The sequence below is a fragment of the Micromonospora citrea genome, from assembly GCF_049629545.1.
Lineage (GTDB): Bacteria > Actinomycetota > Actinomycetes > Mycobacteriales > Micromonosporaceae > Micromonospora > Micromonospora citrea_A.
The window spans coordinates 173,100-193,937 of sequence record NZ_JBNADX010000004.1 but is presented as its reverse complement, the minus strand read 5'-3'; the positions used below and the strand labels follow the sequence as shown (position 1 = coordinate 193,937).

At 75.1% G+C, this 20,838-nt stretch carries 17 protein-coding genes and 1 pseudogene; 14 read left to right on the top strand and 4 right to left on the bottom strand.

Going from position 1 to position 20,838, the window contains the following annotated elements; translation table 11 throughout:
- Positions 1 to 23 precede the first annotated feature (23 nt).
- A complete protein-coding gene (locus ACPFP2_RS07120; RefSeq protein ID WP_424087294.1) occupies positions 24 to 1,688 on the top strand; it encodes a phospho-sugar mutase in 1,665 nt (554 codons plus the stop codon).
- Between the two features lie 125 nt (positions 1,689 to 1,813).
- On the opposite strand, the gene ACPFP2_RS07115 is transcribed toward ACPFP2_RS07120, so the two are convergent.
- Positions 1,814 to 2,491, bottom strand: a complete 678-nt coding sequence (locus ACPFP2_RS07115; RefSeq protein WP_424087293.1) for a GOLPH3/VPS74 family protein — start codon at positions 2,489 to 2,491, stop codon at positions 1,814 to 1,816.
- Between the two features lie 87 nt (positions 2,492 to 2,578).
- Entirely contained in the window at positions 2,579 to 3,211 is a 633-nt protein-coding gene (gene upp, locus ACPFP2_RS07110; protein ID WP_424087292.1) for a uracil phosphoribosyltransferase, read from the bottom strand.
- Between the two features lie 136 nt (positions 3,212 to 3,347).
- Between upp and deoC the strand changes: the two genes are divergently transcribed.
- From deoC to ACPFP2_RS07060, 10 genes and pseudogenes are all read left to right on the top strand, one after another.
- A complete protein-coding gene (gene deoC, locus ACPFP2_RS07105) occupies positions 3,348 to 4,307 on the top strand; it encodes a deoxyribose-phosphate aldolase (protein WP_424087291.1) in 960 nt (319 codons plus the stop codon).
- Positions 4,308 to 4,312: 5 nt separating this feature from the next.
- Positions 4,313 to 5,743 (top strand): aldehyde dehydrogenase family protein, encoded by a 1,431-nt coding sequence (locus tag ACPFP2_RS07100; RefSeq protein WP_424087290.1) that lies wholly within the window; start codon positions 4,313 to 4,315, stop codon positions 5,741 to 5,743.
- On the top strand, positions 5,736 to 6,560 hold the full coding sequence (locus ACPFP2_RS07095) for an aldehyde dehydrogenase family protein (protein ID WP_424087289.1): 825 nt from the start codon (positions 5,736 to 5,738) through the stop codon (positions 6,558 to 6,560). Before ACPFP2_RS07100 ends, ACPFP2_RS07095 begins: the two co-directional genes overlap by 8 nt.
- A gap of 209 nt (positions 6,561 to 6,769) precedes the next feature.
- On the top strand, positions 6,770 to 7,201 hold the full coding sequence (locus ACPFP2_RS07090) for a BlaI/MecI/CopY family transcriptional regulator (RefSeq protein WP_424087288.1): 432 nt from the start codon (positions 6,770 to 6,772) through the stop codon (positions 7,199 to 7,201).
- A gap of 11 nt (positions 7,202 to 7,212) precedes the next feature.
- Positions 7,213 to 8,118: a M56 family metallopeptidase gene (locus ACPFP2_RS07085; RefSeq protein WP_424087287.1), complete on the top strand. Its 906-nt coding sequence runs from the start codon at positions 7,213 to 7,215 to the stop codon at positions 8,116 to 8,118.
- 124 nt (positions 8,119 to 8,242) lie between these two features.
- A complete protein-coding gene (locus tag ACPFP2_RS07080) occupies positions 8,243 to 9,493 on the top strand; it encodes a cytochrome ubiquinol oxidase subunit I (protein WP_424087286.1) in 1,251 nt (416 codons plus the stop codon).
- A 10-nt stretch (positions 9,494 to 9,503) separates the two neighbouring features.
- Positions 9,504 to 10,508 (top strand): cytochrome d ubiquinol oxidase subunit II, encoded by a 1,005-nt coding sequence (locus ACPFP2_RS07075; protein ID WP_424087284.1) that lies wholly within the window; start codon positions 9,504 to 9,506, stop codon positions 10,506 to 10,508.
- Positions 10,505 to 12,184 carry a thiol reductant ABC exporter subunit CydD gene (gene cydD / locus ACPFP2_RS07070; RefSeq protein ID WP_424087279.1) on the top strand — a complete coding sequence of 560 codons (1,680 nt, stop codon included), beginning with the start codon at positions 10,505 to 10,507 and terminating at the stop codon, positions 12,182 to 12,184. The genes ACPFP2_RS07075 and cydD overlap by 4 nt, the downstream gene beginning before the upstream one ends.
- Positions 12,109 to 13,938: pseudogene (gene cydC / locus ACPFP2_RS07065) on the top strand (thiol reductant ABC exporter subunit CydC); the annotation flags it as partial. The gene cydD and the pseudogene cydC, both read left to right, overlap by 76 nt.
- Positions 13,939 to 14,093: 155 nt before the next feature.
- The gene (locus ACPFP2_RS07060) at positions 14,094 to 14,762 is read left to right on the top strand and encodes a permease prefix domain 1-containing protein (RefSeq protein ID WP_424087278.1); all 669 of its coding nucleotides are present in this window, start codon (positions 14,094 to 14,096) and stop codon (positions 14,760 to 14,762) included.
- A 131-nt stretch (positions 14,763 to 14,893) separates the two neighbouring features.
- Here ACPFP2_RS07060 and ACPFP2_RS07055 read toward each other — a convergent pair whose 3' ends face one another.
- The gene (locus ACPFP2_RS07055; protein WP_424087276.1) at positions 14,894 to 15,235 is read right to left on the bottom strand and encodes a PadR family transcriptional regulator; all 342 of its coding nucleotides are present in this window, start codon (positions 15,233 to 15,235) and stop codon (positions 14,894 to 14,896) included.
- Between the two features lie 118 nt (positions 15,236 to 15,353).
- Here ACPFP2_RS07055 and ACPFP2_RS07050 point away from each other — a divergent pair, with 118 nt between their 5' ends.
- The 3 genes from ACPFP2_RS07050 to ACPFP2_RS07040 all read left to right on the top strand — a co-directional run bounded on the left by ACPFP2_RS07050 (position 15,354) and on the right by ACPFP2_RS07040 (position 20,094).
- Positions 15,354 to 16,319 (top strand): DNA primase, encoded by a 966-nt coding sequence (locus ACPFP2_RS07050; protein WP_424087274.1) that lies wholly within the window; start codon positions 15,354 to 15,356, stop codon positions 16,317 to 16,319.
- A 42-nt stretch (positions 16,320 to 16,361) separates the two neighbouring features.
- The gene (locus ACPFP2_RS07045) at positions 16,362 to 18,746 is read left to right on the top strand and encodes a transposase (RefSeq protein ID WP_424087272.1); all 2,385 of its coding nucleotides are present in this window, start codon (positions 16,362 to 16,364) and stop codon (positions 18,744 to 18,746) included.
- Positions 18,747 to 18,867: 121 nt separating this feature from the next.
- A complete protein-coding gene (locus ACPFP2_RS07040) occupies positions 18,868 to 20,094 on the top strand; it encodes an ABC transporter substrate-binding protein (protein ID WP_424087270.1) in 1,227 nt (408 codons plus the stop codon).
- 149 nt (positions 20,095 to 20,243) lie between these two features.
- On the opposite strand, the gene ACPFP2_RS07035 is transcribed toward ACPFP2_RS07040, so the two are convergent.
- Complete coding sequence (locus ACPFP2_RS07035; protein ID WP_088977353.1) at positions 20,244 to 20,837, bottom strand: GTP-binding protein; 594 nt, start codon at positions 20,835 to 20,837, stop codon at positions 20,244 to 20,246.
- Between the last annotated feature and the right edge of the window lies 1 nt (position 20,838).

The window sequence follows — 20,838 nt, the reverse complement described above, 5'->3', positions numbered from 1 at the left end:
CGCCGCCGTGCTATCCATAGGCAATGGCGGCGGAAACCACTGACCTAGACGACCTTCGCGACCAGGCCCGGCGCTGGCTCGACGACGACCCCGATCCGGCCAGCCGGGACGAGCTGCGGGCGGTGCTCGACCGGCTGCCGGGCAGCGCGCCGGAGCTGGCCGACCGGTTCGCCGGGCCACTGACCTTCGGTACCGCCGGGCTGCGCGGCCCGCTGCGCGCCGGCCCCAACGGCATGAACCTCGCCGTGGTGACCCGGGCCGCCGCCGGCCTGGTCGCCTGGCTCGCCGCGGAGGGCGGCGAGGGCCCGCTGGTGATCGGGTACGACGCCCGGCACGGCTCGCGCGCGTTCGCCGAACGCACCGCCCAGGTGGCCACCGGGGCGGGCCGGCCCGCGCTGCTGCTCCCCCGACCGCTGCCCACCCCGGTGCTGGCGTACGCGGTGCGGCACCTCGGCGCGGTCGCCGGGGTGATGGTGACCGCCAGCCACAACCCGCCGCAGGACAACGGCTACAAGGTCTACCTGGGCGCCCAGGTCGGCGGGGTGCTCGGCGCGGGCGCGCAGATCGTGCCGCCGGCCGACGCGGGGATCGAGGCGGCCATTCGGGCGGTCGGCCCGCTGGCGCGGGTTCCCCTCGGCCCGGCCGGCCAGCTGCTCGGTGACGATCTGGTGGCCGCGTACGTGGAGCGGGCAGTCGCGGTGATCGACCCGGACGGCCCCCGCGACCTGAAGGTGGCGTACACGCCGCTGCACGGGGTGGGCGCGGCGGTGCTGACCGCCGCCTTCGCCCGGGCCGGCTTCCCGGTGCCGGGCGTGGTGCCGGACCAGGCCGAGCCGGACCCGGCCTTTCCGACGGTGAGCTTCCCGAATCCGGAGGAGCCGGGCGCGGTCGACCGGCTGGTGGCGCTCGCCGACGCGACGGGGGCCGACGTCGCCATCGCCAACGACCCGGACGCGGACCGTTGCGCGGTGGCCGTCCGCGAGGCGGGATCCTGGCGGATGCTGCGCGGGGACGAGGTGGGCGCGCTACTCGCCGACCATCTGATGCGGCGCGGGGTGAGCGGCCTGTACGCCACCACGATCGTGTCGTCGTCCCTGCTGCGGGCGATGTGCGCCGCCCGGGGCCTGCCGTACGACGAGACGCTGACCGGGTTCAAGTGGATCGTGCGGGCCGGTGGCGGAGCGCAGCCGCTGGTCTTCGGGTACGAGGAGGCGCTGGGCTACTGCGTCGCCCCGGAGCACGTCCGCGACAAGGACGGCATCACCGCAGCGTTGACCGTCGCGGAGCTGGCCGCCGGGCTGAAGGCGCAGGGCCGCACGCTCACCGACCGGCTGGACGAGCTGGCGGCCGAGTTCGGCGTGCACCACACCGACCAGCTCTCGGTCCGGGTGGACGACCTGCGGGTGATCGCCGACGCGATGGCCCGGATCCGGGCGGCCAGGCCGACCGCGCTGCTCGGGCAGCCGGTGACCGAGGCGCAGGACCTGCTCCCCGCCTCCGACGTGGTGATCCTGCGGACCGCCGCTGCCCGGGTGGTGATCCGGCCCTCCGGCACCGAGCCGAAGCTCAAGGCGTACCTGGAGGTGGTGGAGCCGGTCGCGGACGGCGACGTCCCCGCGGCCCGCACCCGTGCGCAGACCGCGGTCGCGGCCCTGCGCACCGAGATCGCCACCGCCCTCGCCCTCTAACCCACCCCCACCCCCACCCTCCCCTCCCTCCCTTGATCATGAAGTTATTGCCTCGGTAAGCGCTCTCCAGTGGCAATAACTTCATGATCAACGCGGGAGGGGTGGGGGTGGGGGGATTGGGTGGGTCAGGGGCGTTTGCCGAGGGCCTGGTCTACGGCTTGGGCGAGGGCGGCGACGACCAGGCCGATGGAGGGGCGGACGACGGAGTCGTCGAGGCTGACGTTGCCGGAGAAGCCGGCGCCGCCGGCGATCTCCTCCAGCCGGCGGCGGGCGTCGACGGCGTCGCCGCCGGTCAGGCCGAGCGCCGGTTCCATCCGCAGCACCGCCACCAGGGTGGCCAGCGCGGCGGTCCGCTCGTCGGGCAGGTGCCCGTCGGCGAGGGCCGCGCCGAGCCGCAGGCGGGTGTCCTCCTCCACCGAGGGATCCGCCGCCGGGTAGCGGTGCACGACGATGAAGTCCAGCTCGGTCTCCTCGACGTCGCGGACCACGCCCCGGTCCACCAGGTCGGCGAGGATCCGGTCGCGCAGGCCGTGCCGCAGCCGCTGCACCCAGGAGGACGGGCTGTGCGGGGTGTCCGCCGCGATCCGGCCCAGCACCCCGTCCAGGATCGGCTCGCCCAGCGGCGTCGGGTCGGTCGCCACCAGGGACCCGTCGGCGTACGCGATCCGGCCGGCCAGGGCCAGCTCCACCAGGACGGCCGCGGCCATCCCCAGGTCGAGGCTGATCCGGGGCATGGTCGCCCGGCCGGTCTCGTCGTCGTACGCCAGCAGCAGCAGCTCTTCGGCGAGCGCAACACCAGTCATGGCCCGAGACGGTAGCGGTTGCGCGCACCTCCCGCGCCACAACGCGCCCGGGCCCGCCGGGCGGGAGCCGGCGGACGGGCGCGTCGGTCAGAACCGGGGCATGCCGCCGAACTGCCGGTCACCGGCGTCGCCGAGACCCGGGACGATGAACATGTCGTCGTTCAGCCCCTCGTCGATCGCGGCGGTGACCAGGCGCAACGGCAGGCCGGACTGGGCCAGCCGCTCGATGCCGACCGGCGCGGCCAGCACGCAGAGCACGGTGATGTCGGTGCAGCCCCGGTCCGCGAGCAGCCGGCAGCAGTGCTCCAGCGAGCCGCCGGTGGCCAGCATCGGGTCGAGCACCAGCACCGGCAAACCGGTCAGGTCGCGGGGCAGCGACTCCATGTACGCGCGCGGCTCGTACGTCTGCTCGTCGCGGGCGAGCCCGACGAAGCCCATCGACGACTCCGGCAGCAGGCCGAGGGCGGCGTCGGCCATGCCCAGCCCGGCCCGCAGCACCGGCACCAGCAGCGGCGGGTTGGCCAGCCGGGTGCCCTCGGTCCCGGTGACCGGGGTCTGCACCGGGTACTTCTCCACCGGGAAGGAGCGCGCGGCCTCGTACACCAGCATGGTGGTGAGTTCGTGCAGCGCCGCCCGGAACGACGAGGAGTCCGAGCGGGCGTCGCGCATGGCGGTCAGCCGCGACTGGGCGAGCGGGTGGTCAATGACGTGTACGTCCACGATCGCTCAACCTACCGGTCCGCCCGGTCCGGCACTGCGGGTGCGGCCCCACCAGCGACGCCGCTCACGTGTGGCGCCGCCGGCGGAGTCGCCGTGACCAAGATCACTCGGCTCGCGGATGCGTAGTATTCGGGGCATGACGGCGACGACGACGTCGGCCCGGTCGGACCTCTCCGAGCTGGGACGATCCGAGACCGCTCTGCGGACCTTCCTGCACGGCCTGCCGGGCGTGGACCAGGTCGGCGCGGAGCAGCGGGCGGCACAACTCGGCACCCGCTCCATCAAGACCACGGCCAAGGCCCAGGCGATCGACCTGGCCATCCGGATGGTCGACCTGACCACCCTGGAAGGGGCCGACACCCCCGGCAAGGTGCGGGCGCTCGCGGCCAAGGCGCTGCGCCCCGACCCGGCCGACCCGTCCTGCCCGCACGTCGGCGCGGTCTGCGTCTACCCGGCGATGGTCCCGTACGTGGCCGAGGTGCTGCGGGGCTCCGGCGTGCACCTGGCCAGCGTGGCGACCGCCTTCCCGTCCGGCCAGGCGCCACTGGAGATCAAGCTGGCCGACACCCGGGCGGCCGTCGAGGCCGGCGCCGACGAGATCGACATGGTGATCAACCGGGGCGCGTTCCTGGCCGGCCGATACAAGGAGGTCTACGACGAGATCGTGGCCACCAAGTCCGCCTGCGGGGACGCCCACCTGAAGGTGATCCTGGAGACCGGCGAGCTGGCCACCTACGACAACGTGCGGCGGGCCTCCTGGCTGGCCATGCTGGCCGGCGGCGACTTCATCAAGACCTCCACCGGCAAGGTCCCGGTCGCCGCGACGCTGCCGGTGACCCTGGTGATGCTGGAGGCGGTCCGCGACTTCCGCGCCGCCACCGGGCGGCAGGTCGGCGTGAAGCCGGCCGGCGGCATCAAGACCACCAAGGACGCGATCAAGTACCTGGTGATGGTCAACGAGACCGTCGGCGCGGACTGGCTGGACCCGGACTGGTTCCGCTTCGGCGCGTCCAGCCTCCTGAACGACCTGCTGATGCAGCGCACCAAGCTGACGACCGGCGTCTACTCCGGTCCCGACTACTTCACCCTGGACTGAGAGTGATGTTCGAATACGCGCCCGCCCCCGAGTCGCGCTCGGTGGTGGACCTCAAGCCCTCCTACGGGCTGTTCATCGACGGACGGTTCGTCGACCCGGCCGACGGCGGCAGCTTCAAGTCGATCAACCCGGCCTCCGAGGAGGTGCTGGCCGAGATCGCCGAGGGCGGCAGCCAGGACGTCGAGCGCGCCGTCCGCGCCGCCCGCACGGCGTACGAGAAGGTCTGGGGCCCGATGCCGGGCCGGGACCGGGCCAAGTACCTGTTCCGGATCGCCCGGATCATCCAGGAGCGCTCCCGCGAGCTGGCCGTGCTGGAGTCGCTGGACAACGGCAAGCCGATCAAGGAGTCCCGCGACGTCGACCTGCCGCTGGTCGCCGCGCACTTCTTCTACTACGCCGGCTGGGCCGACAAGCTGGAGCACGCCGGGTTCGGCGCGAACCCCCGGCCGCTCGGCGTGGCCGCGCAGGTCATCCCGTGGAACTTCCCGCTGCTCATGCTGGCCTGGAAGATCGCCCCGGCGCTCGCGGCGGGCAACACGGTGGTGCTGAAGCCGGCCGAGACCACCCCGCTGACCGCGCTGCTCTTCGCCGAGATCTGCCAGCAGGCCGACCTGCCGGCCGGCGTGGTCAACATCGTCACCGGCGCCGGCGACACCGGCCGGGCGCTGGTCGAGCACCCGGGCGTGGACAAGGTCGCCTTCACCGGCTCCACCGAGGTCGGCCGGGCCATCGCCCGCGCGGTCGCCGGCACCCGCAAGAAGCTCACCCTGGAGCTGGGCGGCAAGGCCGCCAACATCGTCTTCGACGACGCCCCGGTCGACCAGGCCGTCGAGGGCATCGTCAACGGCATCTTCTTCAATCAGGGCCACGTCTGCTGCGCCGGCTCCCGGCTGCTCGTACAGGAGTCGGTCGCCGACCGGGTGCTGGAGTCGCTCAAGCGCCGGATGGCCCAGCTGCGCGTCGGCGACCCGCTGGACAAGAACACCGACATCGGCGCGATCAACTCGGCCGCCCAGCTGGCCCGGATCCGGGAGCTGTCCGACGCCGGTTCCGCCGAGGGCGCCGAGCGCTGGTCACCCGCGTGCGAGCTGCCCGAGCGGGGCTTCTGGTTCGCGCCGACCATCTTCACCGGGGTCACCCAGGCGCACCGGATCGCCCGCGAGGAGATCTTCGGCCCGGTGCTGTCCGTGCTGACCTTCCGGACCCCGGCCGAGGCCGTCGAGAAGGCCAACAACACGCCGTTCGGGCTGTCGGCGGGGATCTGGACCGACAAGGGCTCCCGGATCCTCTGGACGGCCGACCGGCTGCGTGCCGGCGTGGTCTGGGCCAACACGTTCAACAAGTTCGACCCCACCTCGCCGTTCGGCGGCTACAAGGAGTCGGGCTACGGTCGCGAGGGCGGCCGGCACGGGCTGGAGGGCTACCTCAATGTCTGAGCGGGTCGCGGTACGCAAGACGTACAAGCTCTTCATCGGCGGGAAGTTCCCGCGCAGCGAGTCGGGACGGTCGTATCTCGTGCAGGACGCGAACGTGTCATTGGCGTCGCGGAAGGACGCCCGGGACGCGGTGCTCGCCGCCCGCGCCGCCGTGAAGGGGTGGGCCGGGGCGACCGCGTACAACCGGGGTCAGATCCTCTACCGGGTCGCCGAGATGCTGGAGGGCCGGCGCGAGCAGTTCGTCGCCCTGGGCGTCCCGGCCGACGAGGTGGACGCGGCGATCGACCGGTGGGTCTGGTACGCCGGCTGGTCCGACAAGCTCCCCCAGGTGTACGGCGGCGCCAACCCGGTCGCCGGGCCGTACTTCAACCTGTCGGCGCCCGAGCCGACCGGCGTGGTGGCCGTGGTGGCCCCGGAGCAGCCGGCGCTGCTGGGCCTGGTCAGCGTGATCGCCCCGGCCATCGTCACCGGCAACACGGTCGTGGTGGCGGCCTCGCCGTCGGCGCCACTGGCGGCGGTCACCCTGGCCGAGGTGCTGGCCACCTCCGACCTGCCCGGCGGCGTGGTGAACATCCTCACCGGCCGGATCGCGGAGACCGCCCCGACCCTGGCGAGCCACATGGACGTCAACGCGATCGACCTGACCGGCGTCACCGACGCCGCGCTGGCGGCCGACCTGGAGGTCAGCGCGGCGCAGAACCTCAAGCGGGTGCTCCGGCCGGCCCCCGCCGACCACGACTGGAGCGGCGACCCGGGCATCACCCGGATGACCACCCTGCTGGAGACGAAGACGGTCTGGCACCCGAAGGGGGTGTGATCGCTGGTCACCGTTGGGGGTTTCCGGGGGAGCCCGCCCACTCCGGGCGGTCAGGCTTGATCCCTGCGTGGGCGGGCTCCCCCGGAAACCCTCTGGTGCAGCGTCCGCCCGCGGGGTTGGGCTCTGGTGGCTGATGCCCAGCGTGGGGTCCTCGATCAGCGGGGTGCCGGGCGTGCCGCCCGGTCTACTACGCGGGGTAGGATTGGCGGGTGACTCGGCTGGGCGATCTTGAGCGTGCGGTGATGGACGTGTTGTGGGACTCGGTCCCCGCCACGTCGGACGGAGTGACCGTGCGGGAGGTCGCCGACGCCCTCGACGGACGCGAGCTGGCCTACACGACGGTGATGACCGTGCTGGACCGGCTGGCCGGCAAGGGCATGGTGCAGCGCGAGCGGGAGGGGCGAGCCTGGCGCTACCGGGCCGCCGCCAGCCGGGAGGCGCACATCGCCCAGCTCATGCTCGACGCGCTCGACCTCGGCGGCAGCCGGGACGCGGCGCTGGTCCGCTTCGCCCGCTCGGTCACCGGCACCGAGGCCGACGTGCTCCGCGCGGCGCTCGGCGGGCAGGCGGGGCTGACCGACCGGATCGACGACCCGCGCGCCGGCCGGAGCAGGGCCGCCGACGAGGCGACGGACCGGTAGGGACGAGCGCCGTGGCCTTCGCCGTGCACTTCGCCGCGTCGATGCTGGCCTGCTACCTGACCGCGCAGGTCCTGGCCGCGTCCACCTGGACGTGGCGGGCCCCCCGGGTCGCGATCGTCTGCTGGCAGGCGGTCGGACTGGCGGTCGGCCTCTCCGCGATGGGCCTGCCGATGGCGCTCGGCCTGGCCGCGTACGACCTGCCGACCGGCAGCGCCCTGCTCGCCCTCGCCACCGACCTGAGCCACGGCACCCTCCCGGTCGGCGTGGGGGCCGTGCACCTCGGCCTGGTCGGGGTCGGCTTCGGCATCGGCGCGGTGCTGCTCACCACGACCGTGCGCAGCGTCCAGGCGACCGTACGCGCCCAGCGCCGGCACCGGGACCTGCTGACCCTGGTCGCCCGCCGGGACCCCACGGTGCCGGGCGCGCTGGTGCTGGACCACCCGAGCGCCGCGGCGTACTGCCTGCCCGGGGTGCGGCCCCGGGTGGTGGTCAGCGCCGGCACGCTCGACCTGCTGGACCGGGCCGAGTTGGCGGCGGTGCTCACCCACGAGCGGGCGCACGCGCAGGAGCGGCACGATCTGGTGCTGCTGCCGTTCACCGCGCTCCGCCGCGCGCTGCCCTGGTTCCGCTGGGTACGCGACGCGCACGAGCGGGTCGCCCTGCTGGTCGAGATGCGGGCCGACGACAAGGCCCGGGAGCTGCACGCCGAGGCCCCGCTGGCGGGGGCGCTGCGCCGCTTCGCGGCCTGCGACGACCGGATCACCCCGGCGGGCACGCTCGGCATGGGCGACCGCGACCTGGACGTGCGGGTGCAGCGGCTGATGGTCGCCGACCGGCCGCCCCGGGTCATCGGGGCCACCGCGCTGGCCGTCGCGGCCACCCTGGTCGCCCTGCCGGTCTCCCTCTTCCTGAGCTGACCGACCCGCTCGGGCGGGCCGCAGCGGAATTCGGGGTCACCCCTAGGGATCTTCGCCGAGGAATACGTAGCATCGCTACTTGTAGGCTCGCTACGACAAGAGAGCCAACTCCTGGAGAGCGGCCATGGACACCCTGCTCCTCGCGCGCCTGCAGTTCGCCACCACCACCTCGATCCACTTCCTCTTCGTGGTGGTCACCCTCGGCCTGGTGACCCTGCTGGTCGGCATGCAGACCGCCGGGTTCCTCACCGGCAACCCGAAGTGGGAGCGGCTCACCCGTTTCTGGGGGCAGCTCTACGTGATCAACTACGTGCTCGGCATCGCGACCGGCATCGTCATGGAGTTCCAGTTCGGGCTGAACTGGAGCGGGCTGTCGCGCTACGTCGGCAACGTCTTCGGCGCACCCCTGGCCATCGAGACGCTGGTGGCGTTCTTCCTGGAATCGACGTTCCTCGGCATGTGGATCTTCGGCTGGCACCGGCTGCGCCGGGGCGTGCACCTCGCGCTGCTCTGGGGCGTCGCGCTCACCGCGTACGCCTCGGCCTTCTGGATCATGGTGGCCAACGCCTGGCTGCAGAACCCGGTCGGGTACGAGGTGCGCGACGGGATCGCCCACCTCACCGACTTCGGCGCGCTGCTCACCAACCCCACCTTTGGCATGGCGTTCGGGCACGTCGTCGCCGCTGCGCTGCTCACCGGCGGGATCCTGATGGCCGCCGTCAGCGCCTGGCACCTGATCCGGCGTACCCCCGACTTCCTGCTGTTCCGCACCTCGCTGCGGATCGGGCTGGTCACCGCGGCCGGCGCGGTCACCCTGGTGCAGGGCTTCGGCTTCGCCCAGTTCGGCCCGATCGGGCAGGTGCAGCCCACCAAGTTCGGCGGCAGCCCGGCCGCGGACGCGCTGGTCGCCGACTGGACCACCCGGTTCGGCCCCGGCGACTACACCCCGCCGGTGCTCTCCAACGTCGGGCTCGGCTTCATGATCCTGATCGGCTTCACCCTCGGGGCCGTCTGGCTGCTGCTGCCGCTGCTCTGGCGGGACCGGATCATCCGGCTGCGCTTCCCGCTCTGGCTGGTCCTGCTCGCCGTGCCGCTGCCCTTCGTCGCGGTGATCCTCGGCTGGATCGCCCGCGAGGTCGGCCGCCAGCCCTGGGTGGCGTACGGGCTGCTCCCCACCGAACGGGCCGTCTCCACGGTCGACCCCGGGATCGTGCTCGCCTCGCTGATCGGGTTCAGCCTCCTGCTCGGCGCGCTCGCGGTCACCAACTGGGTGCTGCTCGCCCGGCACGCCGCCCGGGGCGCCGCCGACCCCGCGCTCGGCCGGCCGCCCGGCACACCCGACGACGAGCCCCGCCCCGCACCCGCCTTCGCCTGAGGGAGACCCCGTGGAACTCGCCTGGTACGCCCTGCTCGGCCTCTTCTTCGCCAGCTACCTCGTCCTCGGCGGCTACGACTACGGCGTCGGGCTGCTGCTCGCCCGGGGCGGCCCGGCCACCCGCCGCGCCGGCCTCACCGCGCTCGGCCCCTTCTTCCTCGGCAACGAGGTCTGGCTGGTGGCCTTCGTCGGCATCCTCTTCGGCGCCTTCCCCACCCTCGAAGGGGAACTGCTCTCCGGCTTCTACCCCGTCGTGGTCGGGGCGCTGGTCGGGGTGATCCTGGTGACCGTCGGCGTGCAGTTGCGCAGCCGGCCGAGCGGGCAGGCGGCCCGCACCGGGTGGGACCGGGTGGTGGTGGTCGGCAGCGCGCTCGCCGCGTTCGGCTGGGGCGCGCTGCTCGGCGGGCTGCTGCAGGGCGTACCCCTGCACGCCGACGGCCACATCGCCGGGGTGACCCACCTGGCCACCCCGTTCGTCGCCGCCACCGGGCTCGCGATGCTCGCCCTGGTCGCGGCGCACGGTGCGACGTTCCTCACGCTGCGACTGCCGGCCGCCGAGGCCGCCGCCGTCGGCCGACTCGCCGGACGGCTCATCCCGGTGGCGGTCGCCGCGATCGTCGCCGCCACCGCCCTGGGCCTGCTCTCCGACCGGGTACGCGCCACGGCGCAGCAGCCGCCGGCCGCCGTACTGCTGCCGTTGTCGCTGGTCACGGCGCTGCTGGTGGCGCGCGCGGCGCTCGCCCGGCGGCGGCCCGGGATGGCCTTCGCCGCCACCGGGGCGGCACTGGCGCTGCCCGTGGCGCTGGTCGGGGCGGTGCTCTGGCCCGCCGTGCTGGTCTCCACGGTCGACCCGTCGGCCACGCTGACCGTGGCCGAGGCGGCGGCGAGCGGACCGACGCTGCGGCTGCTGGGCTGGCTCACGATTCCGCTCCTGCCGGCCCTACTAGGCTTTCAGGCGATGTGCTGGTGGGTTTTCCGGGGACGGACCGACGGCAGGGCACCGGTGTACTGGTGAACCGCCGTCCCTTCGACCCGCGTCTGCTGCGCCGGGTCCCCGCGGCCCGGCGCGACCTCGCCGTGCTCGCGGTCCTCGGCGGGCTCACGGCGCTGCTGGTCGTGGGGCAGGCGACCGCCCTGGCCGCGGTGCTGGCCACCGCGATCGACGGCCGGCTCGACACCGTCGCGCTGGCCGGTTTCGTCGCCGCCGTCGGCGCCCGCGCGCTGGTCACCTGGGGACAGGGCACCGTGGCGGCACGGGCCGCGGCCACCGTGAAGGCGACCCTGCGGGCGGACCTGCTCGCCGCCGTCGGCCGGCACGGACCCGGCTGGGTCGCCGGCCAGCGGGCCGGGCAACTCGCCACCCTCACCGGGCGTGGCCTGGACGCGCTCGACGCCTACTTCACCGGCTACCTCCCCCAGCTCGTGCTGAGCGTGACCGTGCCGCTGGCCGTGCTGGCCCGGCTGGTCTTCGCCGACTGGGGCTCGGCGCTGATCGTCGCGCTGACCATCCCGCTGATCCCCGTCTTCGGCGCGCTGCTCGGCTGGCAGGCGCAGGCCGCCACCGAACGGCAGTGGCGGCGGCTGTCGCTGCTCGGCGGGCACTTCCTCGACATGGTCGCCGGGCTGCCCACGCTGCGCGCCTTCGGCCGGGCCCGGGCACAGACCGACGTGGTGCGCCGGATGGCCGACGGCCACCGGGTCGCCACCATGAAGACGCTGCGCATCGCCTTCCTCTCCGCGCTGGTGCTGGAACTGGTCGCCACCCTCTCGGTGGCGCTGGTCGCGGTGCCGGTCGGCATCCGGCTGCTCGGCGGCGGGATCACCCTCTCCACCGCGCTGCTGGTGCTGCTGCTCACGCCGGAGGCGTACCTGCCGCTGCGGGCGGCCGGCAGCCGGTTCCACGCCAGCATGGAGGGGCTGACCGCGCTGGACGAGGCGCTCACCGTCACCGCAGCCCCGGCCGACGCCGCCCCGGCCGACACGCCCGTCGTGGCCCCGAGCGGACACGGCGAGATCCGCTTCGAGAACGTCACCGTCGAGTACGAGCGGACGACCGCGCTGCGGGACGTCACGCTGACCGTCCGACCCGGCGAGCGGATCGCCGTGGTCGGCCCCAGCGGCGCCGGCAAGTCCACCCTGCTCAACCTGCTGCTCGGCTTCGTCCGCCCCACCGCCGGCCGGGTCACCGTGGACGGCGTCGACCTGGCCGACGTCGATCCCGACTCCTGGCGGCGGCAGGTCGCCTGGGTGCCGCAGCGGGCCCACCTCTTCGCCGCCTCCCTCGCCGACAACATCCGCCTCGGCGCCCCCGACACCCCCGCCACGGCGCTCGCCACGGCAGTCGCCGACGCGGCGCTGGACGACGTCGTCGCGGCCCTGCCCGACGCACTGGCCACCACGCTGGGCGAGCGCGGGCACGGACTGTCCAGCGGGCAGCGGCAGCGGGTCGCGCTGGCCCGGGCCTTCCTCCGCGACGCCCCGCTGGTGCTCCTCGACGAGCCCACCGCCCGGCTCGACACGGCCAGCGAGACGGTGGTCCTCGCGGCGACCCGGCGACTGGTCGCGGGGCGTACCGCGCTGCTGGTCGCGCACCGGCCCGCGCTGCTGGACGACGCCGACCGGATCCTGCGCGTGCAGGACGGGCGGGTCACCGAACTGACCCGGGTACCGGCCGGGGAGGCGACCCGATGAGCAGCGGTTCCCCCGAACGGACCGTCCTGCGGCTGGCCCGCCCGTACCTGGGCCGGCTGGTCGGCGCCGGACTGCTCGCCGCGGCCACCGAACTCGCCGGGCTGGCCCTGATGGCCACCGCCACCTGGCTGCTGATGAGCGCCGCCGGCCGGCCCCCGCTGGACCGGCTGACCGTCGCCATCGTCGCCGTCCGGGCCCTGGCGATCAGCCGGGGCGTGTTCCGCTACACCGAACGCCTCGCCGGTCACGACGCCGTGCTCCGCATGATCACCGACGTACGGGCCCGGGTCTTCGCCACCCTCGCCGCCCGCCGGGGGCCCGCCGGGCAGCGCACCGGGGACGCGCTGAGCCGGCTCGTCTCCGACGTCGAGGCCGTCCAGGACCTGCTGCTGCGGGTCCTCGTGCCGGGTGCCGCGGCCGCCCTGGTCGGCCTGCTGGCCGTCGGTGGGGCCGCACTGGTCTCGCCGCCCGCCGCCGGGGTGCTCGCGCTGGGCCTGCTCGTCGCCGGGGTGGCGCTGCCGGCGCTGGCCACCGCGCTGACCCGACACGCCGCCGACGAGGTGGCGCCGCTGCGCGGGGCGCTCGCCACCGACGCGGTGGACCTCACCCACGGCGCCGCCGACCTGGCCGCCTTCGGCGCCACCGGGCAGGCGCTGCGCGCCGCCACCGACCGGGCAGACCGGCTGGCCCGGCTGGAACGCCGGCTCGCCGCGACCGGCTTCGCGATCGACGCGGCCGGGGTCCTCGTCGCCGGGCTGACCGCCGCCGGGGTGGTGCTCGTCGCGCTGCGCGCCGAGGTGGGCGGGGTGCTGGTCGGCGTGCTGGCCGTCGGCGCCCTCGCCGCCGTGGAGATCGCGCTGGCCCTGGTCGGCGCGGCCCGGCAACGGACCCAGCTGCGGGCCGGCCTGGCCCGGGTGGCCGACCTGCTCGCCGCACCGGTCGAGCCCGGCCCGCCGGCCGCCGGCCGGTCCGTCGACCCCGCCGAGTCGCACCACGTCCGCTTCGAGGGGGTACGCGTCCGCTACCGCGACGGCGCCGCGCCCGCCCTGGACGGGCTCGACCTGGACCTGCCGGCCGGCCACCGGATCGCCGTGGTCGGGCCGAGCGGCGCCGGCAAGAGCACCCTCGCCGCCGTGCTCACCGGCGCGGTACGCCCCGACGCCGGCCGGGTCACCCTGGACGGCGAGGACCTGTCGGCGTACCTGGCCGAGGAGCTGCCCCGCGCGATCGGCGGGCTGTTCGCCGAGGCGTACGTCTTCCACGCCACGGTGCGGGAGAACCTGCTGCTCGGCTGCCCCGGCGCGGACGAGGAGGAGCTGAGCGCCGCGACCCGCGCCGCCGGCCTGCTCGACTGGGTACGCGACCAGCCCGACGGCTGGGACACCGTGGTCGGCGAGGAGGGTGGGCAGCTCTCCGGCGGGCAGCGGCAACGGCTCGCCCTGGCCCGGGCGCTGCTCGCCGCCCCGCCGGTGCTGGTGCTCGACGAGCCGACCGAGGGGCTGGACCCGTCCGCCGCCGACGCGGTGCTCGCCTCGGCGCTGGCCGCCACCCCGGCGGGGCACTCGGTGCTGCTGATCAGCCACCGGCTCAGCGGCCTCGACGGGCTGGACGAGGTCGTGGTGCTGGACGCGGGGCGGATCGTCCAACGCGGCCGGCACGCCGAGCTGGTGGCCGCCCCCGGCTGGTACCGGGACCAGTGGCGGCTCCAGGAGGCCGCCGAGCGGGGCTACCTGGCCCTGGGGCCTGTTTCCTAGGTGCCGGCCGGCCCGCGTCGGGCCCGGCGGCGTTGTCGGTCGGGGGCTGGACGCCGGCTCGGCGCGACGACACGTGGGAACGGCCCTGGCCACCGAGGCCGGTTCCGGGAATCTCCCCGACGCGCCAACCCGGCGAGGGTGGCAGGCTGGGGCGCATGCGGGGGTGCGACGGCGTCGTGGAGGAACAACTGCGCGAGCTGGCCGACCGGCTGCGCGGGCCGGCCCGGCTCAAGGCCGAACTGATCGTCGAGCTGCGGCACGCGCTGAGCGACGCCGCCGAGGCGTACCGGGAGGGCGGGCTGCCGGCGACGGAGGCGCAGCGCCGGGCGGTGGCCGAGTTCGGCACCCCGGCGCAGCTCGCGCCGGCCTACCAGGCGGAGCTGGCGGCGGGGGCGCTGCGCGGGCTGGCGGCGCGGGCGCTCGCGGTGGCCGTGGTCCTGGTCGCCGCGGGCGACCTCACCTGGCGGGGGTCGAGTTGGAGCGCCGGCCCACCGCCGCCCGAGGGCTACCTGCTCCTCTCCGCGTCGTTGAACGGGATCTGGCTGGCCGTCGCCGGTCTCGCCCTGGCCGGGTTGGTGCTCGGGACGCGGCGGGCCCGCCGGGGCCGGGCCGGTGTCCCCGCGTCGGGCCGGCTGCTCGGGCTGGGGCTCACCGGCGCGCTCACGCTCGGCTCGCTCGCCGGGGTCGCCCTGTTCGCCTGGTCGCTGGGGCTCTGGGAGGCCGCGCTGACCTGGCCGCCGATGATCGTCGGCGCGGTGCTGGTCGGCGGCGCCTACGTCTCGCTGGGCCGGGCCGCCCGCAGCTGGCTGGTCGCCGCCCGCTGACCCGTCCGCCCACCTGACCGTCGGGCCCTACCCGCAAGATCGACGCGGGATGCGGCGTGTCGCGGTATCCACGCGTCCGGACACCACGACACGCCGCATCCCGCGTCGGGGCACGGTGGCCGGCGGGCGGGTCAGGCGGGGGTGGCCGGCGGGGCGTCGGGGCCGAGGAAACGCCCGACGGTGGCGCTGAACTCGTGCCAGCCCTGCCGTTCCCCCGCCAACGCCCGGCGACCCGAGTCTGTGAGCTCGTACGTGCGCCGCTCCCGGCCGTTCACCGTGCTCCAGGAACTGGCCACGTGACCGGCCCGCTCCAGCCGCCGCAGGGCCGGGTAGATCGTGCCGGTGGGGAGGTCCAGGCTGCCGTCGCTGCGGGCGCGCAGCGCCTCGATGATGGCGTAACCGTGCAGCGCGCCCCGCTCCAGCACCGCCAACAGCAGCGCGTCGAGGTGTCCGTGCAGCGACTGGGCCTTCATACGTAGCTAGGCTACTTGTCGGCCGTACGGACCGCCAGCGGGGTGCGGGGTCGGCACCCGGCGGACGGACCACTAGGGTATGTGCCCAGAGTCACTGGCCGGCGCGAGACGCCGGCGAGTGCGCAACCCGACGCACACGGAGGTCAGCGTGGCCCGCCAGTCGCCCCAACGGCCCGACGCCGACGAGCCCGAGCTCGACGCCACCGACGGTCCGGTCGAGTCCGCGCCGGAGCGCGGCACGGTCGACCGCTCCCTCTGGGACGAGGTGCGCATCGACCCGGTGGAGATCGCGCTGCCCGCCGGCACCGGCTTCACGCTGCGGGCGTACCGGCCGGCACGGGAGCTGACCCTGACCGACGTCGCCGAGCGCGACTCCGACGACCCCTTCCTGGCCCGCCGTCAGGTCGTCGAGACCGAGGACGAGGACGAGGAGGTGGTGATCCTCGACGAGGAGTTCGCCGCGCTCACCGCCGAGGAGGACGAGGACGAGAAGAAGGCCGCGCGGCGCAAGCGCGCCGGCGACGCCACCGACTCGACCGACGACGAGGACGCCGAGGACGCCGACGAGGACGCCGACGAGCAGGACGAGGCGGGCGACGAGGAGGTGCCGCTCTTCCTGACCCACAAGGGCCGGCTGCTGCTCTTCAAGTCACCCGAGGCGCTGGTCAGTTTCGTCCGGTCCGGCGCGCCCCACGACATGTCCCAACTGGACAGCTGGAATGAACTGTCCGAACGGGTGGAACCGGCCGACGTCGTGCCCCTCGACGAGGACACGTACGAACTGGATCTGGTCGTGGAGAACCTGCGCGGCGGGCACGACACCTGGGACCCGGCGCTGCTGATCGAGGCCGGCGAGGTCGCCCGTGACGTGGCGTACGCGCTGCGGCTACCGGCGGTGCTGGACATGCTCTCCGCCGGGTCCAGCCTGGACGATCTGGACGAGGCGCTGCGCGCTTCTGTCAATGGTGGGATCGGTGGATTCTTCGGTCGGCGGCGGCTGAAGAAAATCGGGGCACAAACCGCGAGTTTGGGTTGGCGCACCATTGTCGGCAAGATCTCTGCCGTCGTGGACTGGCGCGACTGACCCCGAGCGGGGAGCATCAGTCTCTGGCAGATAACAAGCCCTGTGTCCCGGGAGGAGGACGACGCCGTGGCGCTCGTGCGCGTGTACTGCGGTCTGGCCTCGGCGGATCCGGCCGACCGACCGGCATCGACCGGTTCGGCGCTGACGTCCGCTGTGGTCGACGACGCAGGCCGTCTGCTGCATGTCTGCGAGATCGGTGACGACCCGGCGGGCTACGCCCGGCTGGTCGCGCTGCTCGTGGAGCGGTCGGGCGGGCCGAGCGGCGCGGCGATCGCGGCCGACAGCGACGACCACACGATCACCTCGCTGCTGAGCGCCGCCGGGCGTCCACTCGCGATCGCGGACGACGACTCGGTCGACGACTTCGCCGAGCGCTTCGCCGACGACGACTCCCTGGAGGAGATGCAGTCCCCGCCGGCCGAGCGACGGGCGGTGGGCCTGGCCCGCGCCCTCCAGGCCGGCGCGCTCTCCGCCGTCACCCTCCCCGCCCCCCGCGACCTGGCCGGCTACAAGCAGGTCCTGGCGGCGCACGCCGCCCTGTCCAGCGGTCGACACTCGGCCGCCGTGGCACTGCGCGAGGTGCTGCGCGAGCTCTACCCGGCCGCCCTGCGGGCGTACCCGGACCCGGCCGAGCCGGTGTCGCTGGCCGTCCTGGACGCCCTGCCGGAGCCCGGCATGCTGACCGGCACGACGGCCCAGGGCCGGGAGGTCTCCGTCGCCGCCGACGCGGTGGCGGCCCACCTGGCCGCCGACGGCGTGGCGGAGGCCGCGGAGATCGACGCCGCGGTGACCGCGCTGCGGGTGGCCATCTCCGAGACGCCCCGCCGCGCCACCGTCAACCGGGCGCTCACCTCGGCCGTCGCCGAGACCGTCCGGCAGGCCGTCGCCGCCGTGCGTGCCTGCGACGCCGGCTGTGAGGCCCTGGTCGGCGCGCTCGGCGCCCGGGTCACCCCCGCCCCGGCGCCCGGCCGCCGGGCCGCCGCCCGTCGCGGCGAGACGGTGGGCGAGCTGCCCACCGGCGGCAGCCCGTCCGGGCTGCGCCCCGTCCGGCCCGCCGAGCCCGCGCCACCCGTGCCCACCGGGCGGCGCAGCCGCCCCGAGCCGGTCTCCGGCGGCGCCATGCCGGCGTCGCCCCGGCCGCTGGGCCCGCCGCCGGTCGCCCCCAGCCCTGTCGCGCCGCCGCCGGTCGCCCCGCAGCCGGTCGCCCCGGCCGCGTCCGCGCGGCCCGCCTCCGCCCCGCCCGCGCGGACCGAGCCCGCCATGCCGGTGGTGCGCCGCGGCGTGGACGCCCCCACGAACCGTCCGGTCTCCGCGCCGCCCCCGCCGCCGCCCGGCATCACGCCGATCGCGCCCGCGCAGCGCGGCACCGTGCCACCCGCCGAGGCCGGTGAGCCGTTCCGACCGACCCTGACGACGGCGGCGATCAACAGCGCCCGCGCCGAGCGGCAGCGCACCGTGATCCCGCCCCGCCCGAAGACCAGCGGCGCGCTCTCGGCGCCCACCGGTGGCTTCAGCGCGACCGACCTGAACGTGCCGGTGCCGACCCCGCGCCCCGAGCCGGAGACCGCGCCGCCGGGCTCCCGGGCCAACTGGCCGCTGGTCAACAACCCGGACGAGCCGGCCGACGGTCCCGCCGACAAGCCGGCGCCCCCGTACGGCGAACGCGCCGGCCGCCCGGCGGACGCCCCGGCCGAGCCCGCCGCCCAGCGCCGGGTCACCCCGCCCTGGCTCGCCGACGACCTGCCGCAGGAGCCGCCGATGCTGCGGCTCGTGGAGCCGCCACCGCTGGCCGACCGGGCGCTGCGCAGCGGCGCCAACCCGCCCACCGATCCGGGCCTGGAGACTCCTCCGCTGCGCCTGGTCGACCGCGAGGAGGCGGGCCGGGGCGGCCGTGCCCCCCGCGCCGACCGGCCGGCGCCCGAGCGTCGTCCGGACCCGGTCGAGCGCCGGCCCGCGCCGATGGAGCACCGACCCCCGCCGATCTCGGACGAGGGCGACGGCGACCTGCTGATCTTCGCCCAGGCCCGGTCCGCCTGGTTCGTCGGGCACGGCGAAGAGGTGGAGTCGGAGCTGGACTGGTCGACCACCGCGGACACCGGCTGGCAGGCCGCCGAGCAGGCGGCCCGCCCGGCCGTCGGCGCGGAGACCACCGCCGGCCTGCCCAAGCGGGTCCCGCAGGCCAACCTGGTGCCCGGCTCACCGCTGCGCGACGAGCGTCCGCTGCGGATCGTCCGCGACGCGGCGAGCCTCGCCGAGAACACCACCGGCTACTTCCGCGGCTGGCGTCGCGGTCAGGAGATCGGCGGGTTCGCGGTGGGCGGCCGCCCGGGCCGGGAGTCGGCCGGCGGCTGGGACTTCAGCCGCGACCCGGCAGAGCGCGACGACGACCGGGAGTACGAGTTCCGCTCCGCCGGTTACCGCTCCTGAGCGCCTTCCACCTGCGTGTTCCTGCCCACACCCGGGTAATTTGACGCCGGGTCACGGCGGCCGGGAGCATACCGGCGGAACCGTCGGCGGCAGGTGACGCCGGGGTGGGAAGGCGACTCCAATGGCGACACCGATGACCGACTCCACCGTGCTCACCCGCCGGGGGGTGCTCGGCGCGGGGGCCGGGGCCCTGCTGCTCGGCGGCTGCGGGCGGACCACCGCGCAGGACGACACGGAGCCGGACGGCACCGCCTCCCCGGGCGGCCCCGAGCTGTTGATCGGGGTCAGCCTGGAGTTGACCGGCCGTGGCGCCGCCCTGGGCGTGCCCCAGGAACGGGCCCTGCAGATCAGCCTGGAGGACATCAACGTCGAGCGGGTCCAGGTGGGCAACCTGCGCCGCCGCGTACGGCTGCTGGTGCGGGACAACCGGGGTGACGCCCGGCTCGCCGCCCGGCAGGCCACCGACCTGATCCGCGACGACCACGTGCACGCCCTGCTCGGTACCACGCTGCCCGAGACCGCGATGGCAGTGGCGGGGGTGGCGCAGCGGCTGCGCACCCCGTTCGTCTCGCTCGCCCACGGCGACGGGATCGTGCTGCCGCTGGCCCAGCGGACCTTCATCTACAAGCTCACCCCCGACGCCGTCGACGTGGCCCGGCGGTTGGCCCAGCTCGCCCGGTCGCAGGGCCTGGAGCGGGTGGCGTTGCTGGCCGCCGACGGGCTGCACGGCGACTCCGGGGTCCGGGCCGTGCCGGCCGCCCTACGGGCCGTGGGGGTCGAACTGGACCGGACCGTACGGCTCCCCCGCGGCGGCGCCGACTTCGCCGACGCGGCCGAGGAGACGGTGGCCGACGAGCCGGACGGCGTGATCCTCTGGTCCGCGGCCCCGGACGCCGGCGGCGCTTCCCGGGCACTGCGCCGGGCCGGCTGGCGCGGGCCGCTGTTCCTCGACGCCGCAGCGGTGGCCGAGGAGACCCTCGGGGGCAGCAACGCCACCGCCGTGGAGGGCGCGTACGCGGTGCATCCGGCCTGCCTGGGCGGCTCCACCCTCACCAACACCACCACGGCGGCGCTGGCCCGGCGGGACTTCGTGTTCCGCTACATCCAGGAGCACGGCGGGTTCAGCGGCTTCGCCCCGTACGCCTCGGACGGCCTCCAGTTCATCGCGGACGCCGCCCGACTGTCCACCAGCGTCGACCGTGGCCGGATCCGGGCGTTCCTGCAGACGCTGGTCACCGACGGCATGGTGGGCCCGTACGCCTTCACGCCCATCCGGCACAGCGGGCTGGAGCGCGACTCGTTGGGCGTCTACACGGTGTCCCGGGGAAGCTGGGTCCGGATCTCCTGAGCGACACCGCCGGGCGGGTGGCCGGCGGCACCCCACTCCGACCTGGACCCGTGCCGGACGGGGGACGGCGGCCGCCCCCGGCGCCCGGCCGAGGACGCGAAGACGCGCCCGGTGACGGCCGGAGCCGCCAACGGGCGCGTCGGGAGCCGTCAGGCCGGCGCGACCGCGCGCGAGCGACGCATGGTCAGCACGTACTCGACCAGCGAGATCAGCACGTGCTTGGTCGACTCCCGGTTACGGGCGTCGCAGGCCACCACCGGCACGTCGTGCGAGATCGCCAGCGCGTCCCGGACGTCCTGCGGGTCGTGGTACTGCATCCCGTCGAAGCAGTTGATGGCCACCAGGTACGGCAGCCGCCGGTGCTCGAAGAAGTCGATCGCCGCGAAGCAGTCGGCCAACCGGCGGGTGTCGACCAGGACCACGGCGCCGATCGCGCCGCGCACCAGTTCGTCCCACATGAACCAGAACCGCGTCTGGCCAGGCGTACCGAACAGGTACAGGATCAGGTCCCGGTCGATCGAGATACGACCGAAGTCCATCGCCACGGTGGTCGTCGTCTTGCCCGGCACCTGCCGGGTGTCGTCGACGCCCACGCCGGCGGAGGTCATGATCGCCTCGGTGGTCAGCGGCGTGATCTCCGAGACCGAACCGACCAGCGTCGTCTTGCCGACGCCGAAACCACCGGCGATAACGATCTTCGCCGACGTCACGCGCCCGCTCGGGGCCGGCGGCCGGTGCGACATG